This window comes from Herpetosiphon sp. NSE202 (assembly GCF_042688385.1).
Classification (GTDB): domain Bacteria; phylum Chloroflexota; class Chloroflexia; order Chloroflexales; family Herpetosiphonaceae; genus Herpetosiphon.
The window spans coordinates 83,473-96,297 of record NZ_JBHUPY010000005.1; the positions used below are offsets into that span (position 1 = coordinate 83,473).

Annotated in this window: 13 protein-coding genes; all 13 read right to left on the minus strand. The window is 52.4% G+C overall.

Annotation, left to right across the window (positions count from 1 at the left end; genetic code table 11):
- Nucleotides 1-103: 103 nt before the first annotated feature.
- Nucleotides 104-604 carry a signal peptidase II gene (lspA, locus tag ACFMKP_RS06460; RefSeq protein WP_382290138.1) on the minus strand — a complete coding sequence of 167 codons (501 nt, stop codon included), beginning with the start codon at nt 602-604 and terminating at the stop codon, nt 104-106.
- A complete protein-coding gene (map, locus tag ACFMKP_RS06465; protein WP_382290140.1) occupies nt 601-1,353 on the minus strand; it encodes a type I methionyl aminopeptidase in 753 nt (250 codons plus the stop codon). The genes lspA and map (ACFMKP_RS06465) overlap by 4 nt, the downstream gene beginning before the upstream one ends.
- A gap of 3 nt (nt 1,354-1,356) precedes the next feature.
- Entirely contained in the window at nt 1,357-2,106 is a 750-nt protein-coding gene (map, locus tag ACFMKP_RS06470) for a type I methionyl aminopeptidase (protein ID WP_382290141.1), read from the minus strand.
- Between the two features lies 1 nt (nt 2,107).
- A complete protein-coding gene (locus tag ACFMKP_RS06475) occupies nt 2,108-2,770 on the minus strand; it encodes a hypothetical protein (RefSeq protein ID WP_382290143.1) in 663 nt (220 codons plus the stop codon).
- Entirely contained in the window at nt 2,767-3,528 is a 762-nt protein-coding gene (locus ACFMKP_RS06480) for an MTAP family purine nucleoside phosphorylase (RefSeq protein ID WP_382290145.1), read from the minus strand. The genes ACFMKP_RS06475 and ACFMKP_RS06480 overlap by 4 nt, the downstream gene beginning before the upstream one ends.
- The gene (locus ACFMKP_RS06485; RefSeq protein WP_054537416.1) at nt 3,525-4,013 is read right to left on the minus strand and encodes a hypothetical protein; all 489 of its coding nucleotides are present in this window, start codon (nt 4,011-4,013) and stop codon (nt 3,525-3,527) included. Before ACFMKP_RS06485 ends, ACFMKP_RS06480 begins: the two co-directional genes overlap by 4 nt.
- 10 nt (nt 4,014-4,023) lie before the next feature.
- Entirely contained in the window at nt 4,024-4,728 is a 705-nt protein-coding gene (locus ACFMKP_RS06490) for a maleylpyruvate isomerase family mycothiol-dependent enzyme (protein ID WP_382290147.1), read from the minus strand.
- A gap of 16 nt (nt 4,729-4,744) precedes the next feature.
- Nucleotides 4,745-5,227, minus strand: coding sequence for a hypothetical protein (locus ACFMKP_RS06495; RefSeq protein ID WP_382290149.1), 483 nt, complete (start codon nt 5,225-5,227; stop codon nt 4,745-4,747).
- 244 nt (nt 5,228-5,471) lie between these two features.
- On the minus strand, nt 5,472-6,662 hold the full coding sequence (locus ACFMKP_RS06500; RefSeq protein WP_382290151.1) for a zinc-dependent metalloprotease: 1,191 nt from the start codon (nt 6,660-6,662) through the stop codon (nt 5,472-5,474).
- Nucleotides 6,663-6,763: 101 nt separating this feature from the next.
- Nucleotides 6,764-8,644 (minus strand): selenocysteine-specific translation elongation factor, encoded by a 1,881-nt coding sequence (gene selB, locus ACFMKP_RS06505; RefSeq protein ID WP_382290153.1) that lies wholly within the window; start codon nt 8,642-8,644, stop codon nt 6,764-6,766.
- Complete coding sequence (locus ACFMKP_RS06510; protein WP_382290155.1) at nt 8,644-10,686, minus strand: glycosyltransferase family 39 protein; 2,043 nt, start codon at nt 10,684-10,686, stop codon at nt 8,644-8,646. Before ACFMKP_RS06510 ends, selB begins: the two co-directional genes overlap by 1 nt.
- 21 nt (nt 10,687-10,707) lie before the next feature.
- Complete coding sequence (locus ACFMKP_RS06515) at nt 10,708-11,583, minus strand: class I SAM-dependent methyltransferase (RefSeq protein ID WP_382290157.1); 876 nt, start codon at nt 11,581-11,583, stop codon at nt 10,708-10,710.
- A 16-nt stretch (nt 11,584-11,599) separates the two neighbouring features.
- Nucleotides 11,600-12,760: a glycosyltransferase family 4 protein gene (locus ACFMKP_RS06520; RefSeq protein WP_382290159.1), complete on the minus strand. Its 1,161-nt coding sequence runs from the start codon at nt 12,758-12,760 to the stop codon at nt 11,600-11,602.
- Between the last annotated feature and the right edge of the window lie 65 nt (nt 12,761-12,825).

The window sequence follows — 12,825 nt, forward strand, 5'->3', positions numbered from 1 at the left end:
GGGGAGTCGATCATTTTTACCACGATAGAGGGTAAAACCACCAGCGGAAGCCCCTCTCCCGCTATGTGGGAGAGGGGTTGGGGTGAGGGGATCAGGCGGTGGTTTAAGCAGTTTGTTGGCTGCGCCGCTTGGCTGCATCCTCGCGCCAAAGCGTGATAAAGAGGGCAACCGCGCCAAACGAAATCGCCATATCGGCAACGTTAAATACTTGGAAAATTGGCAGCGGAATAATGTGGAAGGTATCAACCACAAAGCCATAGGCAAAGCGATCGATAATATTGCCCAAACCGCCAGCAATAATTGCCACAACCGCCGTTTGCCCAAGCAGGCCTGCATCGCGAAACCATGTGCGCGAGCGAAACAGCACAAAGCCAATTACGCCGAGCGCCAGAATCCCCAGCAACAGTGAGTTGTTTTGCATAAAACCAAAGGCTACGCCGCGATTTTCAACATAGACAAAGCGCAAAATGCCAGGAATTGGCTCGGTGCCTGGATTGCCCAAGGGCGTAAGTGTATCGAGCGTCCACCATTTAACCCAGCGATCAAGCGCGAGAATTGCCACAAGCATGACTGCGAAGCCACTATAGCGTTTGGTTAATTTCATAATTTGGTTAAAATTTCTGGATCACCAGTGGTAATCGCTAGTTGATGTTCAAATTGAGCCGAGCGCGAGCCATCGACGGTTTTGGCCGTCCAGCCATCACGCAGCACGCGGGTTCGCGCCGAGCCAATATTCACAATCGGTTCAATCGTCAGGGTCATTCCAGCCCGTAGTTTGAGGCCTTTGCCCCATTCGCCAAAATTAAAAACATCTGGTGGGGTTTCATGCATTTTGCGGCCAATCCCGTGGCCGGTATATTCGCGCACTACCGAGAAGCCTTGGCTTTCGGTGTATTCTTGCATCGCTGCGCCAATATCGCCAATGGTTTTGCCAACTCGGGCTTGAGCAATCCCGCGCCACATGGCTTCTTCGGTCACCTTCAGCAGCTTGGCGCTTTGCGAATCGAGCTTACCAACGGCATAACTGACACATGAATCGCCATGCCAGCCATTGAGACATGCCCCAATATCAATTGAGACAATATCGCCGTTACTCAGCCGCGTGCCATCGGGAATGCCGTGGCAAACCACATCGTTGACCGAGATACAGGTTGAGGCCGGAAACCCACCATGGCCTTTGAATGATGGCGTTGCGCCGTGCTCACGAATAAATTGTTCCACCCGTTGATCAAGCTCAAGCAACACTGCGCCAGCAACAACATATTCGCGGAGCATGGCGTGGGCTTGGGCAACCAACATGCCAGCTTTGCGCATTTCGTTAATTTGTGATTGATTGTAGATCCTGATTGCCATTGTTTACAGCACCGTTAAAATATAGGGATCGCCGTCGGTAACAGCGATTTGATGTTCAAATTGGGCCGAACGCGAGCCATCGACGGTCTTAACCGTCCAACCATCTTTGAGCAAACGAGTGGCATAGCTGCCAAGATTGACCATTGGCTCAATCGTGAAGGTCATGCCTGCGCGCAAGCGTAAGCCCTTGCTCCACTCACCATAATGTAAAACGGTTGGTGCTTCGTGCATGTTGCGGCCAATGCCATGGCCGGTATATTCGCGCACCACCGAGAGGCCTTGGCTTTCGGTATATTCTTGAATTGCCGCGCCAATATCGCCAAGCGTATTGCCTGGCCGGGCTTGAGCAATCCCGCGCCACATCGCTTCTTCGGTTGCTTTCATCAGCTTTTCGCTTTGAGCATCGATTTTGCCAACGGCGTAAGTTACGCATGAATCGCCATGCCAGCCATCGAGAAACGCCCCAATATCAATCGCTACCAAATCGCCATCTTTCAAGCGCGATTTATCGGGAATGCCATGGCAAATTACATCGTTAATTGAAATACAGGTTGAGGCTGGAAAGCCCTTGTAATTTTTAAACGATGGCGTTGCGCCATGCTCCCGCAGATAGTCTTCAACCAGTTTATCGAGATCAAGCAAGACTGCGCCTGGAACGACATATTCGCGCAGCATGGCATGGGTTTGGGCAACCAAACGGCCAGCGGTGCGCATTTTTTCGATTTGTGTGCTGTTACGTAATACAAGTGCCATCTTATTCCCCAATCCATGTTCGCCAATCGTCGCCAATTAGGCCCCGATCGCGCGCCGATTGCATGGTCTGGCGGCAGTTGCAGCTTGCACTTGAAGGCAAGTGCTGGGCGACTGCCGCAATTAATGTATTGCCAAGGGTGCTGGCTGCCGTGCCAACAATGCCGACGACAGCGTAGCATAATTCTAATTCTTTGGCGAGATAAGCCGCTGGGGCAGCGCTTTGGCTTAGGCCATGGGCTTGCCAGCTTTGAGCGGCCTCAAGCGTGGTATCGACCTCGCCAACCGCCAGTGTACCACGACTAAACACCCGTTGGCTGACGCTTTGGGCAGCGCTTAATAAACTGGAACGCAAATCGGGACACCAGACTGGGTTTTGGCCAACAAAGCCATAGCCACGATTGCGAAAGAAGGTCGATGCCCGTTGCTGCGTCAAATCGACCAGCTGATCGGGAATCACAATATCGTCTGGTTGAAGCAGGCCATCGCATGGCTGCATGCTGACGGCCTCGATAATCCAACTAACGCCTTGGGTTTTGGCTGCATACAGCGCCGCATGCGGGTTTGGTTCGTCAAGCAAAATTGCGACCGTGCCGCTGGGGCTGTTTTTCGTGGCAAACATCGCCAGCCCAAATGGCGTATTAAGTGAGGTTATGGTAAACGTCATTGGTTGCTCACATCGCTAGTTGCCAGCAAGTGTTCTGCGGTTGCTAGCACAATTTGGAGACATGTTTGGGCCACTTCAACCCCAAAGAAGCGTGGTGCACCTGCGCTTGGCTCAATTCCCGTCGCATAGTTGGTCACATAGGCCAACGAGGCGAATTTAATTCCCAACTCGTAGGCCAACAACACCTCTGGCACTAAGGTCATGCCAACCACATCAGCCCCAAAATTGGCCCAAGCCCGAATTTCGGCGGCAGTTTCTAGGCGTGGGCCTTCCGAACATGCGTAGGTGCCACAATCAAAGCTACGCGCTTGTTGCTTGCGGGCTTGCTGATAGAGCGCTTGGGCACTAGCTACATCAAAAACAGCTTGTGGAATCTGCCAAGCAGTTGGGCTTGGGCGATCGCCAGCAAAATTGATCGGGCGAGTTTTGGTGCCATTGAGCACGTAGTTGAGCACGACTAAATCGTGAACTTGCAAGAGTTGATTGATTGCGCCGACCCCATTCCAACTTAAAATCTGCTGGTAGCCCAGCTCTTTGGCGGCCCAAATGTTGGCGCGGCTATTGACGAAAGGTGGTGAGGCATCTAAACGACCCCAGCCATGGCGCGAGGCAAGGCCAATTTTGCCGCCAAACTGAGCTGGCTGATAGATTGAGCCGGCGGTGCCATAGGGCGTTTCCAGCGTTTGGTAGCTGCCAGCGCCCAAGGTGGCCTCAAGGTCAAGAAAATAAGTGCCAGTGCCACCGAGCAATAAAATCATGCTCCCCCCAAATACATCAAATCATCGTCATCATCATGCTCATTGCTTGGTGCTGGCTCAGCCAAAAATTCGTCATCGGCATATTCGATCAGGTGGCCAGTAAATTGACCGTTGAGGCTAAAAATTAAGCCAATACAGCCAAAAATCAGCGCATGCGGCAAAATCGTGAGCAAATCGATGCCCGTGCTTTGGCCTGACCAGCGGGCATGCACCTGAATCACCACAAACAAAAATTGAGTTGCTAACAAGGCCGCAATCGCGCTTGGCGGTGCGCTGGGCAAGCCATCCCAAGCATCGCGGCCAGCTTCGATCGCACGCCATGCGATAAAACCAGCCATAATTAGCAAAAACCAACCAGTCCAGCCATCTTCAGTAAAAAGAAAGCGCAACAGGCCGCACCAAACCACAAAGAAAGCGCCGAAAATCAAGCCAAGAATGAGCATTAAGCCAGTAACGATATAATGAGCGACCTTACGCTGTTGCATTGCTGCTCTCCTATAGCCCCATCGTCGTGTCGCGTAAGGCTTGAGCCAAGCGCTGATCGCCCTCGATCGTCACATTTGCGGCAGTTTTGCGGCCAAATAAATACAGCAAAATTTCGCCTGGCTCGCCAATTACTTTAAGCGTAGCATCGGCTGGGTCGGCTTGACGCGGAAATACACTGCCAACCTGAAATGCCAAAGCTTGGCCATCGGGGCGCACCAAGCTAATAATGCCAGCTGTTTTGAATGAGCGCAGCATCATGCGGGCATTGATATGCAGCATTTTCCAGATCAGGTTTTGCACTGCTGGCGATGAGATACGTGGTTTGTTCAAGCCTGCACGGCGCAAATCTTCGTTATGCACCCATTGCTCAATAAAATTGGCCAGCGCAATGCCTGGTAAACGAAATGCCAAGGGCGGACCATTGCGAAATTCCTGCAATAATTTAAAGCGGCCTTGGTTGCGCGCCTTGCGCATCAACTCGTCGGGGTGCACGCCGAGCTTACCTTTAGTCGATTCCGCCACAATAAAGCGGATCGGTTGCGATTCGCGGGCAACCATATGCGCCAGCAAATCGGTGACGTTCCAGCCTTCGCAGAGCGTAGTCGCCTGCCATTGGTCTTCAGTTAACGATTCAAGTAATGCCACGGCATCAGCGCGTTCTTGTTTAAGCAATTGCGAAGCATTCATGGCAACTCCAAGCACTAAAATTCTCATGATATTGTATCATGCTTCACCTTTGGGCGATGGCTAGGCCAAGCAATCCTTGCAGGCTTTGGCTCTGTTCGCTTGGGCTTTCGGGGATTCCACGCAGGACAATCACGGCCACAATTAACAAAACGACTAAGGCGATTGCAATGCTAATCATCGAGATTAAGCTGGTGTTGGTTGGAGGGTTATTGCTTGGTTGACGCGCTGGTTGCGGTTGCTGGTTGAGCTTCTGCACTGTGCTTGGGGCAATTGTGGGCTTGGCGGGGGCGATTATAGGCTGATCGATGGCGGTTAGGCGTTTTTTGGCAGTTTGGTTGTGCGGTTCAAGCGCCAAAACCCGTTGCAAACATTCGCGTTGCCGCTCCGGTTGATGCACAACTTCGCTGAGCATCAGCCAAGCCAACACATTATCTGGCTCTTGTTGAATGACGAGCGCTAGATGGCCACGCGCACGCGTCAGATCACCACTAAGTAAAGCTGCTTGGGCTTGATTCAATTCGTTCATACAATTCCTAATTGGCTAAAAGAGCAGCAGTATTTTAACCAAAAATTGTGACTGCGTTATTAATCTTGGATTTGTTGCAAGATGGTAGGCTTTAAGATTCCCTCACCCCAACCCCTCGCCCGTGGCGCGGGCGAGGACGAGGGGCTTTAATGGCGTGGTTTTGCCGCATTAGGTGGTAAAAACGGGTGCTCCCCCTCGCCCGCATTCAGTGCGAGAGGGGGCTTGAGGGGTAAGGGAACGTCAACTATACCCCGACGCGCTCGATCCACAGTTGTGGGTTGCGAATTTCTTCGAGGGTTGGCAACATTTCTGGACCTTCCCAAACGCGAGCCGCCAAATCCTTGCCACCATGGTCGGCAATCGCATTTACAAAGCGCTCGCCTTGCTCGTATTGCTGCATTTTGAGGCTCATGCCGGTAATGCGGTTAAACAATTCATCGAAGATTGAGCGTTTTTCCTTGCGATCGCTCATGCGCGCTTCAATCTGATCGAAGTTTGGCAGAATTTCGCGGCCAACTTCATTCATAATGTGGTTGCTATAGCCTTCAACCAACGACATTAATGCTTGCAATTCACTAAATACTTGGCGCTGGGTTGGGGTCAGCAATTGCTCCATCCAATGGCCATCGGTTTGGTCTTTGCTGTTGCTGAAAATACGGTTGATGAAGCTGCCAAAGCCATTGCGCAAGGCATCGAGCTGGCCGCCAAGCTCATTGAAATAGCGCTGAATCAAATTGCTGAAGTGATCGCGCACCCAGCCATAGGCTTCAAACTCATAGGCGTGAGTGGTTTCGTGCAGCGTAATCCACAAGCGGAAGTCATGGTCATCAACGCCTAAACCTTCTTGCACGCGGGCGATATTTGGCTCGACGAAATAGAGCATACCTGGCTCAGCTTGGGGCGAGAGCAAACTCAAATCATATTGACCAAGCACTTTGCGAGCAAGAACCCCAACCATGGCCCCGACTTGTGCGCCGACAAACGCCCGATTAATCGCATTAACCGATGGATTGCGGCCTGCATTTTGGGCTGCTTGGCGATAGAGCTTTTCGATTGGCTCGAACAAACGCTCAAACGAACGCAAATTAGCATCGATCCATTCTTTGCGGTCAACGACTTTGACCCGTGAAAGGGTTTCGGGCAGCTTGACGTTCAGGTATTCATCGATTAAGGGCTGGCTGCGCTCGACCATCTGATCGTATTCAGCTTGGCGTTCAGCCCGATTGACGACTGGATGCTCCTGCCATTGCGAGACGCGCAAGGCGATGGTGCGCGCAACCGACCAATCGATCAGTTTTTGGGGGGTTGTATAATCGTAGATTTTTTGGCCTTGTTGGCGAGTTTTATTGGCGAGATAGCGTGCGCCTGCGCCTGCGGCAGCACTAATCAAAAGCACACTACCAAGTTGTTTAATTGATAAACGTTTTGTACTCACGTTCGACATCCTTTCCGCTGGCACAAACACCATTGCTTCAGCATAACACGAGCATTTGGGCGGGGCTAGGGCTGTCAAGCTTTTCTAACACTTCGTTAAGCTCAATAGGCTACCCGCACATCGCCAACCCGCTGCGTGATTCGCAGTTGATCGCAATGCTCAAGCATAGCTTGGGCATATTTGCGGCTGGTTTGCCAGGCATCGCGCGCTTGGGCAAGGCTGATGCTTTCGCCATTGGCGAGTTGCGTCAGAACCCAGCTGTGCATGTGCTGATATTGGGTTGGCAAGAAGTAGACCTCTGGCGCAATTTGAATCAGCTGCTCGGTTTGCAACAGATACCGCCAGAGTTCTTGATCGATGGTTGGCCAATGCTCACGGCTTGGCGGCAGGGCCGGATCGCTCTGCCACAAGGCCAGCAAAGCTTGAATTTGGCTTTGTTGGCTGGAGCTAGGCTGGGCCTGATGGTCAGCAAGTTTAATCTGATTAGCTTCAATTTGGAGCCATGGCTGCTCGGCTAAGGCTTGGATAATATGGCTGAAACTGCTTGCTTCAAGGCCCATGCGTTTGCGCAACTCCTCGCGGGGCATCGCTTGGCGCAATGGCCATGTTTGATGGTACTCGGCGAGGAGTTGGCGCAGTTTGGTTTGCAATTGCTGCCAATAGCCTGAACTGGTGATTAAACTGCTGGCCGTGAGCGTGGCCAGTGTTGCTGAGACGATCACGATCATGCCGTTGTTGCAGCTTGTGGTTAGGCCCTCCAAGGCGGTTTGGCTCTCCAAGCCGCTGCGTTGTTGCAATTGCTGCCAGGTTAAACATTGCTGCTCGAGTTGTTGCAGCAGAATTTCATGCGGCAAGCCATTAACCAGTTGTTGCAAATGCGCGATTACTGCTGGGCGCATGCGGCGATGGCGTTGCGGATGCGCATCGAGCACCTGAATGCCTGCAACAGTTGCTGCTGGCGAGGCTCGGCGCAAAATACCGCGATCGCCGCGTTGGGCGATGCTGGCTTGATTTAAGCGCAATTGGGCAAAGGCTTGGGTATTAGCTGGTACGCTATCGCGATCAAGCAAGGCCAAGCTACAGCTGATTTCAGCGCTGCCAAGGTAGAGCTGCAACGACATATTGTGGCTTAGGGTTGGCGCATCGGCGGTTGTTGCAATAATCACATCAAGTAAATTGGTTGGGGCAAAGCTTTGGGGTATCGTCACAACATCGCCACGTTTGAGCTGTTGGCGCTCGATGCCGCTGAGATTGACTGCTACGCGCATGCCTGCTTGGACTGATTGCTGGCTGATTTGTTGCGATTGCAGGCCGCGAATCCGGCCACGCAGCTGCTGGGGCTGAATTTCGATCTCCATACCAACGCTTAAATTGCCATCGCGCAGCGTGCCCGTGACGACCGTGCCAAAGCCATCGATGCTAAACACCCGATCGATTGGCAAGCGTGGGTTGTGTTGCTGGAGTGTTCGGGCTGGCAATTGGCTAATCAAGCGATCGATTGCGGCGACTAATTGGGCCATACCAGCACCAGTGCGAGCCGAAACTGACACAATTGGCGCATTCGCCAGGCTGGTATTGGCAACTTGGGCTTGAATCTCACTAGTCATAAATTCAAGCCATTCAGCATCGACCAGATCGCTTTTGCTCAGCACAATCAGCCCTTGATCGATGCCGAGGTGGCTAAGAATTTGCAGATGTTCGTGGCTTTGCGGCTGCATGCCTTCGTCGGCGGCAACTACAAAGAGCACACCATCGAAGCCAGTTGCTCCGGCCAACATCTGTTTGATCAAGCGTTCATGGCCTGGCACATCGACCAAATTGACCGAATGGCCAGCAGGCGTGTTGAACCATGCAAAGCCTAGATCAAGCGTCATCTGGCGGCGTTGCTCTTCGGCCCAGCGATCAGGGTTGATGCCCGTCAAGGCTTGAACCAAGCTCGATTTGCCATGATCAACATGGCCAGCAGTGCCAAGCGTAAGCATCAGCGCAGGTGAAACACAAGAAAATCTTTGCCAACCGCGCTGCTGATGCGGCGCAACTCGCCCTCGGGATGCTCGCGCTGCAATTGCTCAATATGCACTTGATCATCTGGATTGAGCACAATAATCACAGGGCGCTTTTCGGGCACAATTAACTCCATTTCGGGCTTAATCGTGTTGCTGGCATACCATTGCATATCGTTCAAATGCACGCTAATGTTGCGCGATTCCTTCCAGAAATAGCTGTTGAGCATGAGGTAGGCATTGGCGTAGGGTACGCCTTGGGCATCGCGATAGTAGCGAATTGCATCGGCAACCTCGCGATTATTGGGAATAAAGCCTGTGTATTGGCGCGCCATATCGACGAAGTAACGCTGGAAATTTTCGCGCCCAGCCCATGCCAACAACCAAATACACATGCCAACGCTAAGCACGCCTTGTAAGGCTCGCGAGCCGCGCCACCATTGATCAAACGGCTTGGCTTTGGTAAGCCATTCAATTGCTAGCGCCAACGGAGCTGCAGCCATAGTGAAAATGACGGGCATCAGCACACCAGTGCGGGCAGCGCTCGGGTTTTCAATCGGGTAAGCCAAACTGAGGGTTGTGGCCAAACCAAGCAATGGCAAACTCACCACCAGCATCCACCAACGCCACGAGCGTTCAATAAATAAGCGCCAAACGATAATTGGCAAGCTGAGCAAGAACAATGCTGCGCTAACTTTATCCAGCAATGGGTCGAAGCGCACATTATTGACTTCGTTGCGATCGCCGCGCCAATTGAAGGCTACCGCTAAATTGACGTTGTTGGCGACGAATTTTTTAATATCGCAGGCGCGTTCGCTGCTAGTATCTTGGCAAAACTCGCGGCTAATTTCATCGAGATGGTTGCTGGTGCGGGTGCTGACGCGAAACCAGAAAACATCGGGATAATCGAGCATAAAATGGCCCAGCGGCAGGAAAATCAGCGCCGTTGTAATCAGGGTTAGACTGCCATGGCCGAGCAAGGTCAGCCAGCCCTTGCGATTGCGGCGGCGACGATCAATGGCCATCAAGCCAAAAACGGCGGCAATGACGAATGGCACTGCCCGAACCCCGATATAGCCATACAAGCCCATGCCCATCCATACACCGACCAGCAAGGCATCGCTGCGTTTGCCCAAGCGCACATAGCGCCAGAGCGACCACAGCACCAAGGCGGCGGGCAAGGTGGCATAGGGAAAGCGCAAGCCCATGCGGGTGGTTTCGAGTGGCCATTTGCCGAGCGCATACAGCATCGCGCTCAAAATGCCAAGTTTGCGTCCGCCAAGCTCGCGGGCAAACAAATAGATAAATGGAATCGTTAGCGTGCCGATAATTACATTGCCAAGTTTGAGCGCGATAAAGCCAAACGGCACACCAAAAAAGCGAATCAACGTGGCGATATAATAGAATTGACCTGGCTCGCGGCCTGTGTTGTTGGGCAAAAATAAAGGCCGACCACCCTGCAAAATGGTATAAACATCTTCCATCTTCCAGCCGTGGTCAACCGTCATGTCGTAGGGCATTTGATCAAGCCGATACAGCCGAATCCACAAACCAACGGCAGTCACAGCCAGCAAACAGCCGAAGGTCAGCCATGCCCGTTTGGTTTCGGCCCGATCAGCTTTGGGCAGATGTGGACGTTGCCATGGCAGCCACGCCAAGAGCCATAAGCCAATTGCAATCAGCCATGCCCAAGTCGAAAGTGGATTAAATTCATTGCCAAAGAGATTATGCCATGCTACGAGCGCACTAAACATTGCCACAGCACTGATGCCTAGCCGCAAGGTTAGATGCTTGATTGGGTGCTGATCGATGCTTGGCAACACATCGGGTTTTGGCGGTTGGCGTTTGATCAGCCACCACCAGATGCCCAAACTGACTGCTGCTCCCAGCAAAACTGCGCCATCGAGCTGGCGAAACTGAAGCTTCGCTTGCACCTTGATCATCAGCGCTAGGGCAGTTCCAAGCAAGCCTAAGAGCCAGAGCCAGCCTACGCGCTGGCTCGGAAAGACACCTCGTAGCATGGAAACGATCTCCTGAAAGACTTAACTCAAGGGCTTGCGCGCTTTGACAAACACATTGACAAAACTGCGTTTTTGCAGCGTTTCTGGGCGTTCATTCAATTGGTCGACATAATTGATGATGCCACGGGCCAGATTGAGTGGGTTCAATTTGCTGCCTTGGTTTTGGTCGCCACGCATGCGGTCGGCACTCTTCATCCAGCGTTCGGGCAAAATCCCCGATTCGATTAAGGGCTTGCCAATGCCATAGACCACATACGGAGTCATAGGAATCGCGTAGTGGGTGGCTTCTTCGCAGCATTCAACCTCGAAATCGGCCATACGCACTTGACGCACCAATTCTGCTGGTTCATACAAGCGCACGTGGTTTTCCCAAATGCTGCCAAATTTGGTGTGGGTAAAGGGCTTGCCGCCAAGCCGCGTCCAGATCCAGCTAGCAGGGTCCCACCACAATGGATAATTGGCGTGCGGCACGGAGATGGCCAAAATACCGCCTGGTTTGAGGATGCGGCGCAACTCGTGCAGGGCTGCTTGTTGATCGGGAATGTGTTCAAGCACTTCCGAAAGCAGAATTTTATCGAAGCTATTATCGGCAAAGGGCATGCCTTGGCCATCGCCGCGCACAAACGTCGCTCGTTTGGCATGCTCTTGGCCGACCAACAAGCGATCAAAGGCCTCGTCGAAGCCAACGACGTGCAAATCACGCAGCTTGTCGATCATCGCGGTATAAAAACCATAGCCACAACCGCAATCGAGCACCGTATCGCCATCGTGCAGATCAAGGTATTCCATCAAGCGACGGGCGCGACGGCTATAGGCTGGGTCGGCCTCGTTGCGCAGCATCGTATCCATCAGCGCTGCATCGTGGGGCGCTAAAGGGGCGTAAGGTTGTTCAGTCATAGTGATTTGCTCTTTCTTATACAACCGATGCTGAAACGGGCTGGCCACACATCTCGGCCATCGTCCGTTCGTAGCTATCGAGGATGCCTTTTACTGAGAAAACTTGCTCAACTTTGGCGGGCTGAACTTTATAGGCTTGGGGATTTTTCAGCACTTCAATGATGCCATCAGCCAAAGCGCGCGGATTTTGAGTTTCTACCAAGCGCCCAAACCTAGTCTCTTGAACCACAACCCGTGCGCCTGGAATATCGCTGGTCACCAGCGGTGTGCCCGCCAATAAGGCTTCAATCTGCACCATCGCCAAGCAATCGGTGCGGCTTGGCAAGGTAAACAGGTCGCACATTGCATAAAAATTAGCCAGTTTTTGGGCATCGCGCAACAAACCAAGAAACACGATTCGCTCGCGGTTTTGCTCGATCATCGGCAAGCAGGTCGAGTAGAAATCTTCATAGACCATTTTGTGCTCGCCAGCAAACACAAAACGCACATCGGGAAAGACCTCGGCGATCATCGGCATGGCTTTGAGTAAGAAATCAAAACCTTTTTCTTCAACGAAGCGCCCAGCAAAGCCAACAATTGGCTTATCGCTAATGCCGAGTTCTGCTTTCCAAGCCGCAACTTGGCTAGGAATCGGCGTTGGCAACTCGACTGGTGGGTAAATATAGGTCAATTTTTTGCTGAATTTTTGTAAAAAGCTGGAATGTGCGGCGTAATCGCGGCTATAGGCGCTGACGCGGCGGGCTAATTTGCCTGCCATCACCATTTGGCCAATCATCACTTTTTCGATTGCACGATTGACGAGGCCAGTTGGCATGACCAAATCGCCGTGATGGCTCATCAGCAGTGGCTTATTCAGCACGCGGCATAAGCCCGAAAGCAACAAGGCCTCAAGCTGTGGCGTGTGCACGTGCACCACATCGTGGCTGCGAATCAATTTGGCAGCCACAAAGGGAAAGTTGAGGGCGAGCATGCCTCGGCTAATTTGGGCTGCTGGCTTGAGCCGCAACACATGCACGCCATTCAAGATTTCTTCGGTTGGCAGCGTTGGCTCATGCTGGATTGTTAAGACAGTGACGTGATGTCCACGAGCTGCGAGTCCTTCAGCCACCCGTTGGGCATGCATGGTCAAGCCCGTCCAGTGTGGCGCGTAGTAGGTCAAGGCAGATAATATTTTCATGGGAAAATTCCAGCCATACTAGTTAAACGTGGTTATTATACCCTATCCATTTAGAACAAAGAACA

What these genes read in the sequence shown, in the direction of transcription:
- lspA (WP_382290138.1), bottom strand. Translation starts at nt 604, where the DNA reads ATGAAATTAACCAAACGCTATAGTGGCTTCGCAGTCATGCTTGTGGCA.
- map (WP_382290140.1), bottom strand. Translation starts at nt 1,353, where the DNA reads ATGGCAATCAGGATCTACAATCAATCACAAATTAACGAAATGCGCAAA.
- map (WP_382290141.1), bottom strand. Translation starts at nt 2,106, where the DNA reads ATGGCACTTGTATTACGTAACAGCACACAAATCGAAAAAATGCGCACC.
- ACFMKP_RS06475 (WP_382290143.1), bottom strand. Translation starts at nt 2,770, where the DNA reads ATGACGTTTACCATAACCTCACTTAATACGCCATTTGGGCTGGCGATG.
- ACFMKP_RS06480 (WP_382290145.1), bottom strand. Translation starts at nt 3,528, where the DNA reads ATGATTTTATTGCTCGGTGGCACTGGCACTTATTTTCTTGACCTTGAG.
- ACFMKP_RS06485 (WP_054537416.1), bottom strand. Translation starts at nt 4,013, where the DNA reads ATGCAACAGCGTAAGGTCGCTCATTATATCGTTACTGGCTTAATGCTC.
- ACFMKP_RS06490 (WP_382290147.1), bottom strand. Translation starts at nt 4,728, where the DNA reads ATGAGAATTTTAGTGCTTGGAGTTGCCATGAATGCTTCGCAATTGCTT.
- ACFMKP_RS06495 (WP_382290149.1), bottom strand. Translation starts at nt 5,227, where the DNA reads ATGAACGAATTGAATCAAGCCCAAGCAGCTTTACTTAGTGGTGATCTG.
- selB (WP_382290153.1), bottom strand. Translation starts at nt 8,644, where the DNA reads ATGCTTACGCTTGGCACTGCTGGCCATGTTGATCATGGCAAATCGAGC.
- ACFMKP_RS06510 (WP_382290155.1), bottom strand. Translation starts at nt 10,686, where the DNA reads ATGCTACGAGGTGTCTTTCCGAGCCAGCGCGTAGGCTGGCTCTGGCTC.
- ACFMKP_RS06515 (WP_382290157.1), bottom strand. Translation starts at nt 11,583, where the DNA reads ATGACTGAACAACCTTACGCCCCTTTAGCGCCCCACGATGCAGCGCTG.
- ACFMKP_RS06520 (WP_382290159.1), bottom strand. Translation starts at nt 12,760, where the DNA reads ATGAAAATATTATCTGCCTTGACCTACTACGCGCCACACTGGACGGGC.